This is a genomic window from Gordonia effusa NBRC 100432, assembly GCF_000241305.1.
GTDB lineage: Bacteria > Actinomycetota > Actinomycetes > Mycobacteriales > Mycobacteriaceae > Gordonia > Gordonia effusa.
On the sequence record NZ_BAEH01000094.1, the window covers coordinates 12,859 to 34,637 of the forward strand.

General features: G+C 62.0%; 20 protein-coding genes. 7 read left to right on the top strand and 13 right to left on the bottom strand.

Annotated elements, in window-relative coordinates:
* The first annotated feature begins 195 nt into the window (after positions 1 to 195).
* Both guaB and GOEFS_RS16390 read left to right on the top strand, forming a co-directional pair.
* The gene (gene guaB, locus GOEFS_RS16385) at positions 196 to 1,707 is read left to right on the top strand and encodes an IMP dehydrogenase (RefSeq protein WP_007319053.1); all 1,512 of its coding nucleotides are present in this window, start codon (positions 196 to 198) and stop codon (positions 1,705 to 1,707) included.
* A 51-nt stretch (positions 1,708 to 1,758) separates the two neighbouring features.
* Positions 1,759 to 2,916 carry a GuaB3 family IMP dehydrogenase-related protein gene (locus tag GOEFS_RS16390; RefSeq protein ID WP_007319054.1) on the top strand — a complete coding sequence of 386 codons (1,158 nt, stop codon included), beginning with the start codon at positions 1,759 to 1,761 and terminating at the stop codon, positions 2,914 to 2,916.
* Between the two features lie 147 nt (positions 2,917 to 3,063).
* Here GOEFS_RS16390 and GOEFS_RS16395 read toward each other — a convergent pair whose 3' ends face one another.
* Positions 3,064 to 3,414 carry a hypothetical protein gene (locus GOEFS_RS16395; protein ID WP_138918041.1) on the bottom strand — a complete coding sequence of 117 codons (351 nt, stop codon included), beginning with the start codon at positions 3,412 to 3,414 and terminating at the stop codon, positions 3,064 to 3,066.
* A gap of 171 nt (positions 3,415 to 3,585) precedes the next feature.
* Between GOEFS_RS16395 and GOEFS_RS16400 the strand changes: the two genes are divergently transcribed.
* A complete protein-coding gene (locus GOEFS_RS16400) occupies positions 3,586 to 5,382 on the top strand; it encodes a GMC oxidoreductase (RefSeq protein ID WP_007319056.1) in 1,797 nt (598 codons plus the stop codon).
* A 70-nt stretch (positions 5,383 to 5,452) separates the two neighbouring features.
* Positions 5,453 to 7,045, top strand: coding sequence for a glutamine-hydrolyzing GMP synthase (gene guaA, locus GOEFS_RS16405; protein WP_007319057.1), 1,593 nt, complete (start codon positions 5,453 to 5,455; stop codon positions 7,043 to 7,045).
* Positions 7,046 to 7,064: 19 nt separating this feature from the next.
* Here guaA and GOEFS_RS16410 read toward each other — a convergent pair whose 3' ends face one another.
* The 10 genes from GOEFS_RS16410 to GOEFS_RS16455 all read right to left on the bottom strand — a co-directional run bounded on the left by GOEFS_RS16410 (position 7,065) and on the right by GOEFS_RS16455 (position 16,777).
* Positions 7,065 to 8,774, bottom strand: coding sequence for an ABC transporter ATP-binding protein (locus GOEFS_RS16410; protein WP_007319058.1), 1,710 nt, complete (start codon positions 8,772 to 8,774; stop codon positions 7,065 to 7,067).
* A complete protein-coding gene (locus GOEFS_RS16415) occupies positions 8,771 to 10,546 on the bottom strand; it encodes an ABC transporter transmembrane domain-containing protein (RefSeq protein ID WP_007319059.1) in 1,776 nt (591 codons plus the stop codon). The genes GOEFS_RS16410 and GOEFS_RS16415 overlap by 4 nt, the downstream gene beginning before the upstream one ends.
* Positions 10,543 to 11,436 carry a M23 family metallopeptidase gene (locus tag GOEFS_RS16420; RefSeq protein ID WP_007319060.1) on the bottom strand — a complete coding sequence of 298 codons (894 nt, stop codon included), beginning with the start codon at positions 11,434 to 11,436 and terminating at the stop codon, positions 10,543 to 10,545. Before GOEFS_RS16420 ends, GOEFS_RS16415 begins: the two co-directional genes overlap by 4 nt.
* A complete protein-coding gene (locus tag GOEFS_RS16425; protein WP_245549877.1) occupies positions 11,433 to 11,969 on the bottom strand; it encodes a hypothetical protein in 537 nt (178 codons plus the stop codon). The genes GOEFS_RS16420 and GOEFS_RS16425 overlap by 4 nt, the downstream gene beginning before the upstream one ends.
* Positions 11,970 to 12,006: 37 nt before the next feature.
* Complete coding sequence (locus tag GOEFS_RS16430; RefSeq protein ID WP_007319062.1) at positions 12,007 to 12,816, bottom strand: alpha/beta fold hydrolase; 810 nt, start codon at positions 12,814 to 12,816, stop codon at positions 12,007 to 12,009.
* 53 nt (positions 12,817 to 12,869) lie between these two features.
* Complete coding sequence (locus GOEFS_RS16435) at positions 12,870 to 13,688, bottom strand: HTTM domain-containing protein (protein WP_007319063.1); 819 nt, start codon at positions 13,686 to 13,688, stop codon at positions 12,870 to 12,872.
* A 29-nt stretch (positions 13,689 to 13,717) separates the two neighbouring features.
* Positions 13,718 to 13,933 carry a hypothetical protein gene (locus GOEFS_RS16440; protein ID WP_007319064.1) on the bottom strand — a complete coding sequence of 72 codons (216 nt, stop codon included), beginning with the start codon at positions 13,931 to 13,933 and terminating at the stop codon, positions 13,718 to 13,720.
* A 128-nt stretch (positions 13,934 to 14,061) separates the two neighbouring features.
* The gene (locus GOEFS_RS16445; RefSeq protein WP_007319065.1) at positions 14,062 to 14,712 is read right to left on the bottom strand and encodes an MspA family porin; all 651 of its coding nucleotides are present in this window, start codon (positions 14,710 to 14,712) and stop codon (positions 14,062 to 14,064) included.
* A gap of 429 nt (positions 14,713 to 15,141) precedes the next feature.
* Complete coding sequence (locus tag GOEFS_RS16450) at positions 15,142 to 15,354, bottom strand: hypothetical protein (protein ID WP_007319066.1); 213 nt, start codon at positions 15,352 to 15,354, stop codon at positions 15,142 to 15,144.
* Positions 15,347 to 16,777, bottom strand: coding sequence for a PspC domain-containing protein (locus tag GOEFS_RS16455; protein ID WP_007319067.1), 1,431 nt, complete (start codon positions 16,775 to 16,777; stop codon positions 15,347 to 15,349). The genes GOEFS_RS16450 and GOEFS_RS16455 overlap by 8 nt, the downstream gene beginning before the upstream one ends.
* 132 nt (positions 16,778 to 16,909) lie before the next feature.
* Here GOEFS_RS16455 and GOEFS_RS16460 point away from each other — a divergent pair, with 132 nt between their 5' ends.
* Both GOEFS_RS16460 and GOEFS_RS16465 read left to right on the top strand, forming a co-directional pair.
* Positions 16,910 to 18,163, top strand: a complete 1,254-nt coding sequence (locus tag GOEFS_RS16460; protein ID WP_007319068.1) for an ATP-binding protein — start codon at positions 16,910 to 16,912, stop codon at positions 18,161 to 18,163.
* A 7-nt stretch (positions 18,164 to 18,170) separates the two neighbouring features.
* Positions 18,171 to 18,857 (top strand): response regulator, encoded by a 687-nt coding sequence (locus GOEFS_RS16465; protein ID WP_007319069.1) that lies wholly within the window; start codon positions 18,171 to 18,173, stop codon positions 18,855 to 18,857.
* Positions 18,858 to 18,947: 90 nt separating this feature from the next.
* On the opposite strand, the gene GOEFS_RS16470 is transcribed toward GOEFS_RS16465, so the two are convergent.
* On the bottom strand, positions 18,948 to 20,222 hold the full coding sequence (locus tag GOEFS_RS16470) for a serine/threonine-protein kinase (RefSeq protein WP_040525321.1): 1,275 nt from the start codon (positions 20,220 to 20,222) through the stop codon (positions 18,948 to 18,950).
* Positions 20,223 to 20,292: 70 nt separating this feature from the next.
* Between GOEFS_RS16470 and GOEFS_RS16475 the strand changes: the two genes are divergently transcribed.
* Complete coding sequence (locus GOEFS_RS16475; RefSeq protein WP_040525305.1) at positions 20,293 to 21,327, top strand: Rv2578c family radical SAM protein; 1,035 nt, start codon at positions 20,293 to 20,295, stop codon at positions 21,325 to 21,327.
* 27 nt (positions 21,328 to 21,354) lie between these two features.
* On the opposite strand, the gene GOEFS_RS16480 is transcribed toward GOEFS_RS16475, so the two are convergent.
* The gene (locus GOEFS_RS16480) at positions 21,355 to 21,741 is read right to left on the bottom strand and encodes a winged helix-turn-helix transcriptional regulator (RefSeq protein WP_040525306.1); all 387 of its coding nucleotides are present in this window, start codon (positions 21,739 to 21,741) and stop codon (positions 21,355 to 21,357) included.
* Positions 21,742 to 21,779: the final 38 nt, after the last annotated feature.

Genomic DNA, 21,779 nt, shown 5'->3' on the forward strand with positions numbered 1-21,779 from the left:
TGTGCGTAATTCTGTTGCCTGTTGACGCGTTAGCGGTGACCGCACTTGCGTGATACGCCACAACAGGGAACATGTCGCACCTCGGTGGTGTTGTGCGATTGCACTGGTAGGCGGGTGTATCTCGGGCGGATGCTCCGCATCTTTGACGTGTGACGCGATTCTTCGTTGAAAAGAGCAACTCGATAGGATGATCAGATGACGAACGTACGCACCGGTGGCGACGATCCCGGCAAGGTTGCGATGCTCGGCTTGACCTTCGACGACGTGTTGTTACTACCGTCAGCATCGGACGTTATTCCCAGCGAAGTCGACACTTCGACGCAGGTGACGCGCAATATCAGACTGCGCGTTCCGTTGGTGTCCTCAGCGATGGATACGGTTACCGAATCGCGGATGGCGATCGCGATGGCCCGTGCGGGTGGCATGGGCGTGCTGCACCGCAACCTCTCCATCGAGGATCAGGCCGGGCAGGTCGAAACGGTAAAGAGGTCCGAGGCCGGCATGGTCACCGATCCGGTCACCTGTTCGCCGACGGCGACACTCGCCGAGGTTGACGCGATGTGTGCTCGCTATCGCATCTCCGGACTGCCGGTGGTCGACGAGCGCAATGCCCTCGTCGGCATCATCACCAACCGCGACATGCGTTTCGAGGTCGACACCGATCGTCCGGTCGCCGAGGTGATGACCAAGGCGCCGTTGATCACCGCCCAAGAAGGCGTTTCGGCTGAGGCCGCGCTAGGACTGTTGCGCCGCAACAAGATCGAGAAACTGCCGATCGTCGACGGCAATGGCACACTGACCGGACTCATCACCGTCAAAGACTTCGTCAAAACTGAACAGCACCCGCTGGCGACCAAGGATGCCGACGGACGACTCCTGGTCGGCGCCGCGGTCGGTACCGGTGGGGAGCAGTGGACCCGCTCGATGGCGCTTGCCGATGCGGGAGTCGACGTCATCATCGTCGATACCGCCCACGCTCATAACCGACTCGTCCTCGACATGGTCTCGCGCCTGAAGAAAGAGGTCGGCGATCGGATCGACGTCGTCGGCGGCAATGTCGCCACCCGCGAAGCGGCACAAGCGTTGATCGATGCCGGTGCGGACGCTGTCAAAGTCGGTGTCGGGCCGGGGTCAATCTGCACCACGCGCGTCGTGGCCGGTGTCGGAGCCCCGCAGATCACCGCCATCCTCGAAGCGGTCACCGCTTGCCAGAAGGCTGGCGTTCCGGTCATCGCCGACGGCGGGCTCCAGTACTCCGGCGATATCGCCAAGGCGTTAGCGGCCGGTGCATCGACCGCGATGCTCGGTTCGCTGCTCGCGGGTACCGCCGAATCGCCAGGCGAACTGATCTTCGTCAACGGTAAGCAGTTCAAGAGTTACCGAGGCATGGGATCGCTCGGCGCGATGCAGGGCCGTGGCCAGGGAAAGTCGTATTCGAAGGACCGCTACTTCCAGGACGATGTCCTCAAAGAAGAAAAGCTGGTCCCGGAAGGTATCGAGGGACGCGTGCCGTTCCGTGGGCCGCTGTCGCAGGTGGTTCATCAGCTCGTCGGCGGTCTTCGAGCGGCAATGGGGTACACCGGGTCGTCGTCGATTACTGACCTGCAGCAGGCGCGGTTCGTGCAAATTACCGCGGCGGGACTCAAAGAATCGCATCCACACGACATCACCTTGACCGCAGAGGCCCCGAACTACTACACGCACTAACCGGTATCCTTCCCTGTCGGTGTACCAGCAGCTTCAACGAAAGGCGCAAAGGTGCGTGACCTCGTCGATATCGGGATGGGCCGGACGGCCCGTCGAACCTTCGAATTGGACGATATTTCGATAATCCCGTCCCGGCGGACTCGCTCCTCGAAGGATGTGTCGACCGCATGGCAGATCGATGCCTATCGATTTACCTCGCCGATCCTGTCGCATCCCACCGACGCGTTGGTCTCGCCGGACACGGCGATCGAACTCGGCAAGCTCGGTGCACTCGGCGTGCTCAATGGCGAAGGTCTGTGGGCCCGGCACCGCGACGTCGGGGACAAGTTGGCCGCGCTGGTCGATGTTGCCGAAAACGATCCGGATCCGCGGGCCGCGGTGCGTTTCCTGCAGAAACTGCATTCCGCGCCGCTGGACCCCGAGCTACTCGGTGCTGCCGTCGCTCAGGTTCGCGATGCCGGTGTCACGACCGCGGTCCGCGTCAGCCCTCAGAACGCTCAACTGCTGACACCCGCATTGCTCGCGGCCGGCATTGAACTCCTCGTGGTGCACGGCACCATCATCTCGGCGGAGCATGTTTCGGCCGACGATGATGACGAGACCGACCGCACCCCGCTCAATCTCAAGACTTTTATCGCCGAGCTAGACGTCCCGGTCATCGCCGGCGGCGTACATGATCACCGCACCGCGTTGCATTTGATGCGTACCGGTGCGGCCGGCGTCATCGTCGGCTACGGCTCGGCTGCCGGCGCTACGTCGACGAATGAGGTTCTGGGCATTGGTGTTTCGATGGCAACCGCCATCGCCGACGCCGCTGCCGCACGTCGGGAATACCTTGACGAGACCGGCGGTAGGTACGTGCACGTGCTCGCCGATGGTGATATCCACTCCTCAGGTGACCTGGCGAAGGCGATTGCCTGCGGTGCCGACGCGGCGGTGCTCGGCACGCCGCTCGCGGCGGCCAGTAGCGCTCCAGGGCGCGGCTGGTACTGGTCGTCGGCTGCGGCGCACCCGTCGACGCCGCGCGGCGCGCTGCTACAGGTCGAAGCGGGAACCGACCGCCCGAGCCTGGAGCAGATTCTCAACGGACCGTCGGATGATCCGTACGGCGAGCTGAACATCGTCGGTGCGCTACGTCGGTCGATGGCTAAGGCGGGCTACTCCGACCTCAAGGAATTCCAGAAGGTCGGGCTGAACGTCCGGGCGTGAGGTCGGTAACTGACTGATTTCTGCGCTGTGAGGCGCGGCGAGGGAAGGTCTCCCTCGGCGCGGCTGTTGGCGCAGATTGCAGCCCGGAAGAGTCCACTGCGGCGTGCGAGTGGCGTAGATATTCTCCCGACTATGTTGGCGATCCCGTTATGTCGGAATGTCAGCCGCTGACTTTCTCGGTGACACGTCACTGGCGAGCACCAGGGGAACGATGACCATGCCGAGTATCGGATTGAGAAACATCGAGATTGGGATACCTGGGTCGCTCCACGGGTAGTAAAGCGATACTTCCAGTAGTTGCCACAGCGGCAGTGCGACGACAGCTGGCCACAGGCTCACACCGAGTCGCCACGCCGCGACGGTCAAGATGCTGCCGCCGACCGCATTCAGATACGCCCACGGTGTAAGGCAATTAGTAAACATCCCGGTCAGGGATAGCGTCGCAACAGCGCAGGCAATCCCTCCGCGTATTAGCCATGGGGATAGCGATGGTGTCATGTCATCTAGTAGATAGGTGATGCGAGGCGTGAGTGATCGGTAAGTACCCGTGATCGGGGTAAGTAGAATTACGCCTTAAGTGGGCCGCTTAGCCCCAACCTCGACAACGCTCATTGTCGACTTAGGGTTGCCTGCCTTACCGGGCGACTTGCTCGTCAGTACGATGTCCCCATGTCGAACAGCCACTATGACGTCCTCATTATCGGCAGCGGTTTTGGTGGCAGTGTCACCGCGTTGCGCCTGGTAGAGAAGGGTTACCGGGTTGGCGTCATCGAGGCGGGACGTCGCTTCGAAGACCGGCAGTTCGCAAAGACGAGTTGGCGACTGCGCAAGTTTGTGTGGGCGCCCAAACTCGGACTCCTCGGCATCCAGCGGATCCATCTGCTCAAAGATGTGATGATCCTGGCCGGCGCCGGAGTGGGCGGCGGATCACTAAATTACGCGAACACTCTCTACAAGCCCCCGACGCCGTTCTTCACCGATCCGCAGTGGAACCACATCACCGACTGGGAAGACGAACTCTCCCCGTACTACGACCAGGCGCGGCGGATGCTCGGTGTCGTATCCAACCCGACCTTCACCGAATCCGATCGCGTGATGAAAGAGGTCGCCGACGAAATGGGTGCGGGCGATACCTTCGTCTCGACACCGGTCGGGGTATTTTTCGGCAAGAAGACCGGCGGTCAGGGCGCACCCGGCGAGACCGTATCCGACCCCTATTTCGGCGGCGCGGGTCCGACGCGAACGGCCTGCACCGAGTGCGGCGCGTGTATGACCGGATGCCGAGTGGGCGCCAAGAACACTCTGATGAAGAACTACCTCGGCCTCGCGGAGTCGAAGGGGGCAACCATCCACCCGCGGACCACGGTGACGCAGGTTCGTCAAACATCAAGTGGCGGTTGGGAAGTCGACACCGTTGGGTCATCGGCGTGGGGGCCACTTGGCAAGCGGCCGCAGACGTTCACGGCCGATCATGTCGTGATGGCCGCCGGCACGTTCAATACTCAGAAGCTGATGCACGCGGCAAAGGAATCGACGTTGCCGATGATTTCCGATGCCATGGGAGTGCTGACGCGGACCAATTCCGAATCGATTCTCGGTGCGATGTCACGCAAAGCCGATCCAGCACATGACTTTTCGCGCGGCATCGCGATCACGTCGTCGTTCCATCCCGAACCCAATACCCACATCGAGCCGGTGCGCTACGGCAAGGGGTCCAACGCGATGGCGTATTTGCAGACCGCGCTCACCGACGGTGGATCGCGGCGGGAACGGTTCGGTCAGTTGGTGCGCCAGATCGTCCAGAATCCGTTCCTACTTGTTCGACTGATCCTTGTACGCAAGTGGAGTGAACGGACCGTCATCGCGCTGGTGATGCAGTCGACGAATAATTCGCTGACCACGTTCGTTCGCAAACGAGGTCCGTTCAAATACGTCACATCCAAGCAGGGGCATGGCGAACCGAACCCGACGTGGATTCCGGCTGGCAACGAGGCGACACGTCGTATCGCGGACAAGCTCGACGGCGGGATCGCCGGCGGAACCTGGGGCGACATCTTCAATATCCCGCTTACCGCGCATTACCTGGGCGGCTGCGTGATCTCCGACGATCCGACGTCGGGTGTCATCGATCCGTATCACCGAGTGTGGAACTACCCGACGCTTTACGTCGTCGATGGTGCGTCGATCACCGCGAATCTCGGTGTGAATCCCTCACTTTCGATCTGCGCGCAGGCCGAGCGGGCGGCGGCGATGTGGCCGAACAAGGGTGAGGCCGACACCCGGCCGCAGCAGGGCGTGGAATATCAGCGGATCGCGCCGGTCGAGCCGAAATCGCCAGTGGTACCGGCCGATGCCCCCGGTGCGCTGATTCTGCCGATGCCAACGGTCCCGGCGAAGACCGCGGTCCGTAAGGCAGCATCCGAAGACAAGGCGCAAGAGTCGAAAGACGTTCGCGCCACCGGCTAGCTACGCGACGTCGTCGCGAAACCTGCGGGTCGTCATCGCCGCGCAATCTAGCCCCACTAGACTTGCCACTGTGACAGACACTTTCGCCGCTGACCTGTCCGGCGCGCCCCGTCCAGTCCTGGTCGTCGACTTTGGTGCGCAGTACGCGCAACTCATCGCGCGAAGGGTGCGCGAGGCGCGGATTTTCTCCGAAGTTATCGCGCATGACGCGCCGATCGAGGAGTTCCGGGCTAAGAATCCGGTGGCGCTGGTTTTGTCGGGTGGCCCCGCGTCGGTCTTCGCCGACGACGCCGCGACGCTCAATCCCGCGATCCTCGACCTCGACATCCCCGTTTTCGGTATCTGCTACGGATTCCAGGCGATGGCGCAGGCGCTCGGTGGCACGGTCGCCAACACCGGCGGTCGTGAATTCGGGCGAACGACGTTGACGCCCAACGGTTCTGGCGTCCTACATGAAGGTCTGCCCGACGAACAGCCGGTGTGGATGAGTCACAACGACGCCGTGCAGTCAGCCCCAGAGGGGTTCACCGTCACCGGGTCGACGCCGGGCGCGCCGGTCGCGTCGTTCGAGAATCTGGATCGTCGGATGGCGGGCGTGCAGTATCACCCCGAGGTCTTGCACAGCCCACACGGCCAGCAAGTCCTGACGCGGTTCCTCTACGAGGTGGCTGGGTTGGAGGCGAGTTGGACGCCGGCGAATATCGCCGATGCGCTGATCGACGCGGTGTCCGACCAGGTCGGTAATGGCCGAGCGATCTGCGGTCTGTCCGGCGGTGTGGATTCCGCGGTTGCGGCCGCACTGGTGCAACGAGCTATCGGCGATCGTCTGACCTGTGTATTTGTCGATCACGGTCTGTTGCGGGCGGGGGAGCGCGAGCAAGTGCAGCACGACTTCGTCGGGTCGACCGGTGCGCGGCTGGTGACCGTTGACGCCGAGGAGAAGTTCCTTTCCGAATTGGCCGGAGTCAGCGATCCGGAGGAGAAGCGCAAGATCATCGGTCGCGAATTCATCCGCTCCTTCGAGGGCGCGGTGAGTGATGTACTCGGCGAAAGTGCCGAGTCAGGTGAGAAGATCGACTTCTTGGTGCAGGGCACCCTGTACCCCGACGTCGTGGAGTCCGGCGGCGGGGCGGGTACCGCCAATATCAAGAGCCACCACAATGTGGGCGGGTTGCCCGATGATTTGGAATTCACCCTCGTCGAACCGCTGCGTCTGCTGTTCAAGGATGAAGTGCGGGCGGTGGGACGTGAACTTGGCTTGCCCGAGGAAATCGTTGGGCGCCAACCTTTCCCAGGTCCCGGGTTGGCTATTCGCATCGTTGGTGAGGTCACCGCTGACCGCCTCGCCCTGCTACGCAAGGCCGATCTCATCGCTCGCGAGGAATTGACGGCGGCCGGGCTCGACGGTCAGATCTGGCAGTGCCCGGTGGTGCTACTCGCCGACGTGCGCAGTGTCGGAGTGCAGGGTGACGGTCGTACTTATGGCCACCCGATCGTGCTGCGGCCGGTGTCGTCGGAAGATGCGATGACCGCGGACTGGACTCGGGTCCCCTACGAGACGCTGGAGCGTATTTCGACGCGGATCACCAACGAAGTGCCCGACGTCAACCGCGTGGTACTCGACGTGACGAGCAAGCCGCCAGGCACCATCGAGTGGGAATAACCCGGTCGACGACCCGGTGTCACCTCTCGACGGCGTATCCATCGTCGAGGACAATCGCTCGATCCAGCGCCGCGATCGTCGAATCGCGGTGCGACACAACGAGAACTGTCGTGTCTAAGAACTGATCGGCGATCAGGGCTTCGATGCCGGCGGCCGAGACCGGGTCCATCCCCGCGGTCGGCTCGTCCATCAGTACCAGGCCCGGCGACCCGGCAATGGCCCGGGCGATCCCGATCAGGCGGCGGGCGTTGCCCGGAAGTTCGCGACCGTCGGCCGACACCACGGTGTCGTAACCGGCCGGCAACGCCGCGACATAGACGTCGAGGCCGCATCGGGTACCGACCTCTCGAACGCGTTCGACCGATACGTCCGGGCGCATACATCTGATGTTCTCGGTTACCGTTCCGGTGAATACCCACGGCACCTGTGGCACCACAGCGACCCGCGCCGCGAGACTGTCGCGGTCCACACCGCTGATACTCTGCCCCGATATTTGAATCGTCCCGGTGGTGGGGTGCAGCAGTCCGAGCAGTAGCCGGATCGCCGTGCTCTTGCCCGCACCGCTTGGTCCCACGAGCGCGGTGTGCGATCCGGCGGCGAGACGCATCGAGAATCCCTCGAGTACGGGTGCGTCGTCGCCATAGCTGAAGAAGACCTCGTCGAACGAAACTGGCAGGGCGCCGGGCGTCAATTCGACTGCGCCCGAAGCGATCTCGGTCGGTGCTGAGTCACCGGCGCGCAGGACCGCGAGTACGCGGCGCGCGGAAGTGGCCGCTTGCTGTAGTGAATGGAGCAGGTCGGTGAGGACTCCAACCGGGTTGGTGGCCTGCCGGTAGTACTGAATCGTGGCCTGTACTTCGCCGACGGTCAGGGACCCCGACGCGATCCGGAACGCGCCGATCACCACGACGAACACAAACCCGATGCTTTCGAGTATCGATGATGCGGGACCGGCGGCACCCGCGAGCCGGGTGGAATGGAAAGTACTCGCCGATAGCCCCTCGTCGACGTCGGCGAGTTGGGTGAGCAGCCCCGCCGAGTTGTGTCCGGAGCGATAGACATCCCGCCCGATGTAGGCGTCGAGGACCACGCCTGTGAGGCTTCCGTATTCCTGCATCTGTTGCTCGAAATAGGGTCGCGCCCGCTTCGCCAACAGTCGGCCGACGGCGGCGACCGCGATAAGCGTTCCGATCGCCACGAGTGGGAACCAAACGTCGAACCACAGCATGACGGCCAGCGATCCGAGAATCGAGACGATGGCCGTTGCCGCTGCTGACAACGACATGGATGCGGTACGCGTGAGTGCGTCGAGATCGTTGACGCAGCGCGACAAGAGGTCGCCCGGCACCATCTCGTCGAGGCCACCCGGTGATCGGTTGAGGATCGCGACAATTCGTGCTCGCACCGAACTGTCCCAATCCTCGGTCAGCTTAATAAGTTGCCGATCGCGCGTGTAGCTGATGGCGGCACTGATAAGCGCTACCACCGCAACTCCGCTGAGCGGGACGGCGAGGTCGCGACCCCTCAGCTCGCCCGTCGAGAGACTACGAATGACCGCGTCAGTGGCGGTGCCGAGTAGATACGGAACGACGACCGAGGAGCCGACGAGACTCACCGACAGTGTGAGGACCAGCGTGACACGCCATCGAAAGCCGCGGACACCGGGACCGGTGATGGCGAGCAGCGTTCTGATGCCAGCGTCGTCCGGCTTCTCGGCTGGAGTACTCATCCGGGTGTCACCCCTTCGGCGTTGTCGGTTTCGTGGTCGTCGGCCACCAAAAGGCGATAGTCGTAGTGCCTTTCCATCAGCGCTCGGTGTGGGCCGACGTCGATGAGCAGGCCGTACCGCAAATACACGACGTGGTCGCATCGCGAGAGGATGTCGGTGTCGGTCGTGGTGATAATGACCGTGCCGTGGTCCTCGGTGAACAGTCCGTCAAGAATCTGTGTGCGGGTAGTGGGATCGACAGCCGAGATGGGATCGTCGAGCACCACCAGACCTCGCGAATGCAACAACGCCACGGCCAGGGCGAGACGTTGGCGTTCACCAACCGAGAACTCCTCGCCACCGCCGGTGACCGGTGAGTCGAGTCCGCGTCGACGAACCAGGCCGTCGATCGCGGCGACACGCAGTGCCTTCGCCATTCCCCCGAACGTCTGCTCGGCATCACCATCGCGAAATAGATTCGATCGGATCGTTCCGGTCGCGAGGTATGGATCTTGTCCTTGATAACCGCAGACGGACAGCGGCTCTATGGATTCGGTTGCGGCACTTTGTGTTATGGCGATCCGTCCGTCGTCAGGTGAGATAAGTCCGGCGATTGCCCGCGCCAACACAGACTTTCCAGCGCCGGTCGGACCGGTAACTCCCACGCGGCTGCCCGCCTCGACCCGCAGGGTGGGAATGTCGAGGACCCGCCGGCCACTAGCGCGGTCGATGACAGCGAGGTTTTTGACAGACAATGAACAGTCGTGCCCTTGGCCCAGGGGCCGGGCTTCGGTTGGTGGCCCGGCGGTGGCGGCGCCCAGCACGTCGTGAAGACGGTCGACGCTTGCCAGGTTCAGGGGCAATGACAGTGCGCTCAGAAGCAGTAGCGTGAGGCCGACAGCGGCCTGGAAGAAGATGGTGAGTGCCGCCGACAGTTGACCAATCTGCATCGCGCCGCTGTCGACGGAGATGGCTCCGACCGAGACGATGGCGATAGCGCCGGTCGTGGTGATGATGGTCGTCGTCGGTGCCATCATCGCCATCGTCTTACCCAGGTTCACTTCGATGTCGCGCAGCGAGCGGTTGGTTCCGGTGAACGGGTCGGTGACGGCCTTGACATGAGGCATCGCCCGGAGACTCTCACTACCGCGGATCCGGTCGGAATAGATGGTGTTTATCCGGTCCTTCAACGCCATAATCCGCACGACACCAGGGCCGAGTCGCCGCACGTAGACGAATCCGAGAACTGCGTATCCGACCAGGATGGCGAGGGCATACGGTGCTGCCGCCGGCGCGATGACGAATAGTGTCGACAGGCCGAAAACGGTGATCGCGATGGATAGGTACCAGGGGCCAAGAGCAGTCGACAGTAACGCCTGGATCTGCATAACGTCGCGGGTCGTTCGCGTCACTATTCCACCGGCTTCGATATCGGCGACGTCCTCGCTGCCCGCGACGACCACTTCGATCAGTCTGCGCCGCAGAGTAGTGCCGATTGCGATGGTGACTTGCGCGATGAGCCGGATGGCAAGATAGGCGAGTAGCGCCTGAGCGCCTACCGCGCAAACCATTTCGAGACCGATGATCAGGGCGTGCGATGCGTCGCCGGTGAGTAGGCCACCGTCAATTAGGCGGCCATACATGATGGGCAGAATCAGTTCGAACGCGATTCCGGCCGATTGCAGCATGATGATCGCGAGTGCCAGTGCCGACAAACGACGGTCGAAACACAACCTGCCGATAGCGATGAGGCTGCGGTGCAACGCGGGACGGGTGCGACCGGAGCGGCTCACCGTTGGTTCAGCCTCACGCCTCGAAACAACTTCTGCCCGTCGATGGTGAATGGCACCCCTCTGCCGTCGATTTCACAGTGCAGGTGCAGATGAGGCTCCGAGGTGCGGCCGGAGTTGCCGACCCGGGCCACCACTTGGCCGGCGGTTACTTGATCGCCAGTATTTACGGCAACGGAACCGCGTCTGAGATGAGCCATCAGGACTGTTACATCGTCGGTAGCGATAGAGATGAAGTTTCCGCGACCGTCGGAATAGCGGGGCGAGGTGGTTAAGTCGATATTGTCCGAGCGACCGTCGGCACAGTCGACGACGACGCCGTTACATGGCGCATAGACGGCGAGATCGAAGATGACGCATTGTTCGGCGCGGGTCGCGACGATCGTCGATGCTCGTCGGCCGCCCGGGCCTAACGCCGATAGGTCCGCCGCCCATCGCTGGGCGATCACCGACTTGTGATGATTACCGAATCGGCCCGCTTGATTCGCGAATAACGTGGCCGGCACTGGATGGCGCAAGTCCACTACCGCCGTTCCCGTCGACTGGGTGACAAAGCGGACAATCACCACCAAGATGCCTATACCGATGGCGAAGGACAGCAACGTGAGGCGATCTGAGTGGTCACTCCACACTCGAATCACCGATACCGATAGCGCGAGAATAACCCCACATCGCAGTGTGACCACGAGGCGCTCTCCGTAGACCCACCCTGGTGGAATCGAGATGACCGCGAGAATCAGAATGCTTCCCACGCCCACTGTCACAACCTGCGTCCAGCTATTGAATGAGTCCGCTGTCCACGCCTTGACCAGCCAGAAGCATACGACGATGGTCCAGGGTGCGATACCCATTACCGCTATCAGCAGTGGACCGCGGAACTCCTTTCCGTTCATTCGGACACCGGCCTTGTCTCGAATCGATTAGGTGTCGTCGCCGCGCGGGGCGTGAGTTCGAAGCTATCGGAGATAAATATCGGTACCGCCGACGGTGTATCGATGCTGGAATGGGCTTCGACGATCATAAACTCCCTTATCTCTGACGTATGGGACAATGGGGAAAGGTTCCGCAGATAGTGAACGGTGAGCGCGTATATAGGCATTTCCCGGATGGCCGGAACGGCATTATCGAGTTCGGTGCACACCGTGCGGAGTTCCTGCGCGAGATCGACATAAGCTTTACGGTCGCGCCCGGGCGGTGGCCATACGATGTCGCTTCCGCGATCACGATGAATATCGACGGCTTTCCATTCCGTGGCGTCGTCGCGAGCGCGACTCAGATCGCGGTACATGATAATTAGGTCGGTCGTCGCAGGTGTCGGCGCGAAGAACTTCCAGGTGGGCAGCGATAAACCGACACGTTTGAAGGAGCGTTGCAGTTTATTTTGATCGCCCGGCATATTGAAAATCAGCGTGCCCGCGATCCACACCCACTGGACTATCCGCGACCCGATTGCGACGATTTCTTTATTCATGAAGATCCTGTCGCCCGTGGGAAGGATTGGTGAATTCGACGATGGAAGACACAACATTGCTGAGCGCGCTCATCGATGTCAGAGTTGCTTTGAGACGTGCGGCCTCCAGTCTCACTATCGCCGATCCCTCGATCTCAAGACTTTCCGCGAACCGCCGCTGCTGGTCGGCGTAACCAGCGGAATTGGGAAATGCGAACTCGGAATGGATTAGGAGCGCTGACATCGGCGGACGGATCGGCTCGATCAGCAAATCGTGTTTGACGACGAAATTGAATTCACGCCGTGCGTTCAGCGCGTTGCGCAGGTTGTGGCGAAATGCCTTACAACGCTGCCGAACCTGGTTTGGGTACCACAGGTAGGCGCGTTCGATCGGGTCGGCGAAACGGCTCATCCCCAAACCCACTGACAGCACCGAAATATCTAGAGCACGACGCATCCTGCCCAATTCGAATTCGTTGGATCGGAGTTCGGAGATCATCTGCGGCGTGACCGGGTCGAGCAGGATGACGGCGTCGGCTACGCGGCCCAGCTGCCGGAATGTGCCATTGAGCATCGCCATCGGCGCGCCGAGCGAATGTGCCAGGTAGATCAGGCGTTCGGTTTCGATCGCCAACCGTGCGGCAACCTCTAGTTCAACTACGTTGGCATCGCCGGTGGGCCGCCACATATATCCGGAACGGATGTGCACGAGGCAAAAGATGCCTTCTTCAGTCAATTGATCAACTAGAAGTTGCCAGTACTCGGGTGCTTCGCCTATGTCGGATTCCAGTACTAATACCGCGATAGGCTTCTCGGCTGGCATAGGTGTGAGCCGGCAATACGATGCTCGACTTGGTGAGGATACCGCAATCGGCGTCATCGAAGGACCGATCGTTTAGCGTTGTGGCGTCGCGATATTGCCCAGAACACTGCGGGGTATGCGGCCCCGAAGGCATAGACGAACTGGGGCAACGACATCTTGGCCGCCGCGAACAAATGAAACCCCATACCGCCGATAGCGAGAGTCCGTGCGGCATGCCGATTGGGGACTAGGTAGATTAACGGGTAGAGGAGCTCGGCGACGGCGACCGCCCGCGTGATGAATTTTCCGGCCTCGCGATGATCGGTTAGCCATGAATATAGCTTGGGATCGCCGAAGGACTCGGTACTCATGACCATCCGAATGGCTTCGCCGCTATTCCACTCATATGACACAATCTTTGCCAGTCCGGCCATCACATATGCGAGAGTGAGTTGAACGTTGACGGCCTTCAAATAGGCTGTATGTGCCGACTCGGCGTCGCGCTCCCCGGCGCTGAGTAATGCCAGCATCGACAGCGTATCCATCATGTCGTCGGCACCCTCGCGACCGAAATTCGACCGGGCGGTGAGCATGCGGCCCACCCCGATATCGACCGCGGCGAGCAGGCCTTGCCGACGGTAATCCTGCGCGTTGATACACATTCCGATGCCGACCAGTGTCCGCAGAGCCTCGGCAGTGATAGCTGTAGCCGGAGCGTCAATGGTCGCGGTGAGCCGCGGCCATCGGTCGCTGATGTCGGGGTGACTATCGGCGTACCGTCCTGCGAGGAGTCCGGTACGCCGATAGGCCTTATGTGCTCGCAGACCTGCGCAGCCATCGACTATGCGAGCCACGCCCGCTAGTAGTCGCGAAGTCGAGTAGCTATTTGTCATGCCTGCTTCCCGTAGTCGAGTCGGTCTACTCAGTAGCCGCCGACGCTTCGACTGTTGCGGTTGAACGACATGCAGGAGGCCATCATGCTGGCCAGCGAACATGACATCGACAGTGTCGCCGCCGCATCGGACAGCGCGGTTCGCTGCGGAATCGCGTTGGCGAGCGAACCGGCATTGCTGAACGACGGCGCGACGGGCTGGACACCCCGGCCGTTGATCTGGTCTTCGATTTCCCACATCTTCATGTGATTCGTTTCCTTTTTTTGTTGGGGTACAAAAACGCTGGTGCGTTTTGTATTTCCGCGAGGGGAGTCCTCGAGGTTTCGGTGAGCGGCTCTGAGTTATCGACCGCGGTTATCGGCGAATCGGAATTTCAGAGTCGGGCGACACGCCCGTAGACGGCGTTCTGATCGTCGACCTCCGTGGTTCTAATCGATAGAACCGAGAAGCTGCGGATATTCGCCGTGCCGATGCAGCCATCGACGGTGATATGTCCCGAGCGGACGGTCACGCTGGTCTTGGCCGATTCGAGCGGCTTCTTGCCAAGAGACACGATGATTGACTTGCCGGGCGAAAGTGAGACCGAAATTCCCGGCTGGACCAATGCCTGGGGGTTGAAGAGCACGACGGGCAGTCCCTGCGAGCCACCCGTTCCGCTCAACCCAAAACTTCCACCGAGGCTCGGCGTTACCTCGTTCATCGAGGCCATACAGCCGATTTGGTAGCCGGACTCCAACGTCGCGGTGATCTTCGCGCCAGGTTTCGGGGCGGTGGCCCGCGCGATCCCCGCCCGGGCTCGAAGGGTGACATATGCCTCCCGCGTGAACCCCGAGGCCGTTAAGGGCTGCACTCGCAAGATCTGCTCTTTATCGGCAGAGACGGTGGCTCGCCATCCATCATCTGTCGTCCAGACCCGTTGGTGCCCCGGTAATTTGATCGTGTCCGCCGCCGCGTGTGTAGCCACGCACGTCGCAGCGACCGCTGCCGTACTGGCCGCTACGAGAACTTTCTTGCCCCACGCCATGTGTTTGCCTCCCTGCACAACAAGTTGTGAAACATGTATACCTGTGCAAGGCATTGTCCGCAAGTGATACGAGATCGACGATTGTCGGTGGCCTTTACGAGGCACGGAAGATCGAGTGGAGACTTCCGTCATTCGGGTAGTGGATCACCCGTGTTCTTGCGGACTATCAGGGGTCACACTTAGACCATGTTCGCAGCCGTAACCTGACGAAAGGTGGCCCGCCATGACCGATCGACGCTTCTGTTCTGCTCGATGTCGTTGGCGTGCAAGGCTATTGCCGATTGTCGGGCGCACGGACGTGGGCGCGCGTGGGACGCCATGGCGACCCGGCTACGCGATCCGCTGTCCGCACTGCGCACAACCGTTGTCGACGCTCGAGCAGCTTTTCGCGGACTTGGACAACGCCCGACGGGCGCGGTCGGCGGCGGGTTAGTCGCCGGAGGATCCAGAGCGCGCGCCGAGCACGATCAACCCGACGCCGACAACCACGGCGAGCCCGACGAGCACCCACACCGGACTAATCGAGTCGGGTAGTGATGTGCCGCCGGAGAGTCCCCAGCCGGAAACTCCCAAGGCAATCAAGCCGATGAGGATCAGCGCAGGTGCGCGTCGTGGCCGCTGCTCGGTCTCGTGCTCACTCACGGATCATCCTCACTTGTCCCATGCCGGTATGTGCGTTCAGCTGCAGTACGGGTCTATTGGCCGGACCACTCAATCCGGTTGGGCACTGCACGCTCCCGACGCCGGCTTCGCAGGTGGACTTGACCGACATCGCTGTGGGCACACGGATAATGATCTCCCCAATTCCGGTGTGCACATTCACCTTTCGGTCCTTGGTCAACGTGACCGAGCGCAGGTCGAGCGTTTGGCTGCCCACGCTCAGGGTGTACGACTCATCGAGGCCGTTCTCCGACGTTGGCGCCCACACCCGCTCACCAACGCCTCCCGATGGCACCGAGATACCGGCCGACGAACTGAGCCCGATGACAGCAGCCATCGCGAGGATCGCCAACGGCACCAAGCCGGGCGCGTGTTTGCCGGTCGTGCGGCGCAGACCGCCGATGACCAGGCCGATACCCAGGACCGCGAGCGTCAGCGATGCGATGCGCGCTGGGGTAAACCACTCGACGTCGGCCAATGCGGCCGCGCTCGCACCGGTGGCGGTTAGTACCGCTACTCCGACGGTCACCAGGGTCACCGGTGAACGTTGTTTGGTTTGCGTGGCGAGCTCGGCCCGGGGCGCCGGTTCGGGCAGATCCCACGCGAATCGCGCCGTTCCCAGTGGATCCCACGCCGGTGGAACTGCTTGCGCGACAGGCGGAATGGCCGCCGGCGTTGATGCCGGCGCGGCTCCACCGGATTTGCTCAAGTCGATGTGTTCGGTGGAGTCGGTGGTAGGAGCGTTCGGGGCGGTGGCATCGGTTGGCGGCTGGGCAGCCGACGTTCCGGCGATGAACTCGGTGCCAGGTATTGGAGTACTCGGGTCAGCCGTCGGCGGGGTGAGCGCACGCTGATACGTGTCGACACTGGTCCCCGCCGGTGGAATCGGCGTCCGTCGATGCAATAGCCACCACCCGATCGCCAACAGTGCGACGCCGACTAGGCCGCTTGAACTCCATGTTGAATTGGGGCCGAACGAACTGGCCGCAATGACGGCGAGCACTATTAGGCCGATGACGTGTCCGCGCCGTAGGCCGTGACGCGCCAGCCCGTTGAGGGCCGGCATCTGCAAATGTGCGTGGTCGCGACGCCACTGGTCGTAGTGCAGGTGCGCATGGTCGGCGTACCATTGCGCCGTCGCTGCTTGCGCGGACGCACCGGTCAGGCGACGTTGCGACGGTAGTACCAGCCAGGCCGCGATGTAGACCAGAATGCCGCTGCCGCCGAACATGGCGGCGACGACGAAGGCGACCTTGACCAGCGTCGGATCGACTCGATAACGGTTTCCGATGCCGACGCAGACGCCGGCGACTGTCCGGCCGGTGGCCGGCCGGATGGGTCGTGTCGACCACAATCCTTCGACGGTTTCCCGTAGCTCCGCACGCCCTGCCTGCTTGGTGTCCATGTCAACAATCCTGCTGCGGCGGGTGCGGCGGGCCAATCGGGTATCACCCTGAGTTTTGCCTGGAGATCTCCGCGATCGCGCAGGTGTGTTCCCCGATGGGAAGTACGGGCCGGACGTGCCAGTATCGATAGTGTGAGTCGTTCCCTGCCCGTGCTGCCTGAGCAGCCGTCGCCGCCGAAGGTATATCGGCGCGACGGCGGTCGAGTCGTCGCCGGCGTCGCCGGCGGTATCGCCGACTATTTCGGTATCGACGTGTTCCGCGTGCGGGTGGTCTTCGTGGTATTCGCGGCACTTGCTGGTGCGGGCGTGATGGCATATGCGTTGTTGTGGTTCTTCTGTCCCCAGGGCAATGACACCGCGCCGCCATCGCAACGTGAACGTCAGCAGGCATACGGCCTAGCGGTGCTCGGGTTGGTTGCCGCGTTCCTCGTCGGGTTCGTCGCGTCGGGTACCCCTGCCGCGCAACTGGTTCCGTTGGTGGTCATCGCTATCGGTGCCAGCTTGGTGTGGCGTGAATTCGACAAATCCCGCACGGCGCCGCGGAGTTTGCTGCTCACGTGGAGCCGACTGGTCGGCGGCGCTGTCTTGGTGATCGGGGGCCTGGCTGTTGTCGTGTGGGCCGGTGATATTTCGTTCGGTGGCCTCAACTCAACGATCGTTGCCGTCATCGCAACCTTGATAGGTGTTGTGCTGCTTACGGTTCCACTCTGGATGAGGTTGTGGCGGGCGCTCAATGAGGAGCGCGCGGCAGCGATTCGCATCGCCGAACGCGAGGAGATCGCGTCACATCTACACGATTCGGTGCTGCAGACCCTTGCCCTTATTCAGAAGCGGTCGGACCGTCCGGACGAGGTAGCACGTCTTGCCCGGCGTCAAGAACGCGAGTTGCGCGGTTGGTTGCTCGGTGACACCCGCGGTCGGGTGGATTCACTGTCCGGAGCGCTGAAATCCATTGCGGCAGAGGTCGAAGACACCTACGACATCGACGTCGACGTGGTGAGCGTCGGTGACTTGGATCCGGCAGGTGATCGGCGGTGGAACGCGTTGGTCGCGGCCAGTCGAGAAGCGTTGGTCAACGCTGCCAAGCATTCCGGGCAACGTAAAGTCGATATGTACTGTGAAATCGAAGACGAGCAAGTGGAAGTCTTTGTGCGCGACCGCGGTACCGGATTCGACGTTGACGCTGTCGCCGAAGACCGGCAAGGCATAGCTGGTTCGATCAAGGGCCGGATCGACCGCGCGGGGGGTGTCGTGACGATCACGTCGTCGCCAGAGCGTGGCACCAACATCGGGATGCGGATGCCGCGCGACGCGGATAATCGAGTTGACAAGAGCACCAAAAAGAATGCGGTCCACGAACCGCAGAAATCTACTGAGCGAGGATGACTTTCACGTGACTAGTGAATCGGAAGCATCGGCGGCACGTGGGTATCGTGTCTTCCTGGTTGACGACCATGGTGTGTTCCGCTCCGGTGTGCGAGCCGAATTATCCGGTGAGCCAGGGCTTCTCGTCGTTGGCGAGGCGGGGACCGTCGCGCAGGCGGTGGAGGGGATCAACGCGACTCGCCCTGACGTCGTTCTACTCGACGTCCATATGCCCGATGGCGGCGGGGTGTCGGTGCTGCGTGGCGTAACTGACCGACTTGGTGGGGATGCACCGGTCTTCCTTGCGTTGTCAGTATCCGATGCCGCCGAAGACGTCATCGCGACGATCCGGGCCGGGGCACGCGGTTATGTCACCAAGACCATCGACGGTCATGGCCTGGCCGATGCGGTGCGCCGCGTCGCCGAGGGAGACGCGGTTTTCAGCCCACGGCTCGCCGGATTTGTGTTGGATTCGTTCACCGGCAAGTCAGCGGTTGGAGAGCCGCCCTTAGATCCTGAACTGGATTCGCTGACCCGCCGCGAGTTGGAGGTGTTGCGGCTGTTGGCGCGCGGCTACACCTATCGTGAGATCGCCGAAGAACTGTTCATCTCCATCAAAACCGTTGAGACACATGCGTCGAACGTCCTCCGTAAGACGCAGCAGTCCAATCGGAACGCATTGACGAGGTGGGCGGCTACGCGGCATATCGGCTGAGTCGTCGACCCCGCTCCCGAAAGCCGCACGGATAGCCGCTACCGAGGGCGAGCTGCCCTCGGTAGGTCTTTTGTGTGCTGTTTTCGGGGGCTACCGCACCATCAACACGACCAGCACCCCGATAGCGGCCAGCACGGCGAAGAACAGCAGTACGGTTATCGCCAGCGCGGCTGGGGATGTTTGTCGCGACGATGGTTGCGGCTGATAGGGATTCGACGTCGGCGGTGAGCTGTACAGGTGTGACTGACCGCTGGCCTGAGGGTAAGACTTTCCCGAAAATGACTGTGCACCAGCGGAATACGGCTGCGGAGTTGCTGTTGGAGCAAAGCTTGGACTCGACGGCAGCGGTGGTGTTGGCGGTGTTGTCCGGCTCGACGACTGTCGGACCGGCGGGTAGTTGCCGGTCGCTCCGCCGCGTGTTGCCGGGGGAGTTCGCAAGACCCACAATGGAACTCCGCCATCGGGTTTCGACAGCGGACGGGTCAAAATCTGCTCGGTGGTGGCATGTGAACCTGCGGCGACGGCGGCGAGTTCGTCCCTGGCCTGCGCCATCGTCGGGCGGTTGGCCGGGCTCGGTTCGAGTAGATGCAATAGTACCGATTCGAGAACGCCGGCCCGGCGCATCGGATTGATCTGCGCACGAGCGACCTTGTGCAGCAAGACTAATGCGTTGTCGTCGACACCGAACGGTGGTTGCCCCTCGACCATCGTGTACACCGTCGCGCCGAGCGAGTACACATCCGACGCCTCGGTCGGTTCGGCGCCACGGGCCACCTCGGGTGCGAAGTAGGCGGGAGTTCCGGTGATCATCCCGGTCTGGGTGAGGTTGACATCGTCCTTGGCGCGGGAGATGCCGAAATCGGTGATTTTCACCAGCCCCGCGCTGCGCGGAGCACTGGAGATCAAGATATTTCCGGGCTTGATATCGCGGTGCACAATGCCTGACTCGTGAGCCTCGGTCATCGCGTCGGCAACCTGTGCACCAATCTGCGCGGCCTGGGCGATGTCGAGGGTGCCGACGGCGTGCAAGATCTGCGCGACACTACGTGAGGGTAGATACTCCATCACGAGCCACGGAGAGCCACCGTCGAGCGCGACGTCGTGCATGGCAATCGCGTTGCGGTGAGCCAGTTTTGCCGCGATACGTCCTTCGCGCATAGCGCGCTGACGCATATTGTCGGCGGTCTCGTCGCTCATGCCTTCGGTCGAGATGACCTGTTTGACGGCGACTTCGCGGTCGAGGAGTTGATCTTTGGCCAGCCATACGGTGCCCATGCCGCCGCCACCGATGCGGGATCGGAGGCGGTAACGACCGGCGACCAGGTAATCCGGGCCTGCAGCGGGGCGCTGCGCGGTTGGGGGCATATGCCGATGATAGCGGGTGGAAGCGGGGTAGATATTGACAAGTATGTCGAACATGTGTTCGCATACAGGCGTGCGATGGTCCGAACAGATGATCGAAGCATCCGATGGTGCCCTTCCGGGGCTGGATCGAGCGGGTTTGGTGCGCTCGGTGCAGACACCGGAATTCGAAGGAGTCACGTTCCACGAGGTGGCGTGCAAATCTATCCTGAACAAAGTTCCGGAGAACGCGGCGCTTCCGTTTCGCTTCACCGTCAACACTTTTCGCGGCTGTACTCATGCGTGCCGGTATTGTTTCGCGCGACCGACCCACGAATATCTCGACCTCGATGCCGGGGCGGATTTTGACTCGCAGGTAGTGGTGAAGCTCAACGCCGCCGCGGTATTGCGTAAGGAACTTCGGCGCCGCTCGTGGCAGCGCGACGTCGTCGCGCTGGGTACCAACACCGACCCTTATCAGCGGGCGGAAGGGCGCTATCGCCTGATGCCGGGCGTAATCGGGGCGCTGACCCAGGCGTATACGCCGATGTCGATCCTCACCAAGGGCACGTTATTGCACCGGGATCTGCCGCTTCTTCGTCAGGCCGCGAGTCAGGTGCGGGTGGATATTTCCGTGTCGCTCGCATTCACGGCAGCCGATGAGGGGGCGCGGTTACTGCAGAAGCAGATCGAGCCGGGCACGCCGAGTTCGGCGGCCCGGTTGAATTTGATCCGCGCCATCGCCGATTCCGGGTTCGCTCCGCATGTCATGGTGGCACCGGTGATTCCGTTCTTGACCGACGGCATCCCGGTGCTCGATTCGCTACTCGGCGAGCTCGCCGATGCCGGAGCCGTCGGGGTGACGGCGTTTCCGATGCATCTGCGCGGCGCGACTAAAGACTGGTTTCTGTCGTGGGTGGCACAGGAGCATCCGGCGCTGATCAAGCGCTATCGGAGCCTCTATGGCCGAGGCGCGTATGTGAACCCCGAGTATTCGCGCTGGTTGCGCGAGCGGATGGGCCCGTTGGTGGCTAAACACGGGCTCGCGGGGGCGAATCGGGACCGCGCGGTGCCAGCCAAGCCGGTAGTCGCCGAGCCGGAGCTAGCGCGAGCGCTGACGCTGTTTTAGTCGGTGTAGGTATGCGGTTATCGGAAGTCAGGTTTCGCGCGAAGTATGCCATTGCGAGTATTGCCGGCCCCAGTCGGTCATGGATTGTAGGAGGGTCTGGGCGGACTTTCCGACATCGGTGAGTTGGTATTCGACGCGGGGTGGAACTTCGGGGTAGACGGTCCGGGATATTAATCCATCGTGTTCCAGTTCGCGTAGCTGCTTGGTAAGTACGCGAGGCGAGGGCCCGCCGACCATTCGACTGAGTTCTCCGAATCGGAGAACAGCGTGTTGTTCGAGTTCGTGGAGGATGGTTGGTTTCCAGGCGCCTCCGAGTATCGCGACTGTTATTTCAGCTGTGCACGACGTTGACCAGTCTTGGACAACTTTGTCGGTTCTTGGGCGCGCACCTTTCTTACCTGCATTGCTATCCATATAGTTAGTATGTCACCAAAGATTCAGTACTTGTTGTA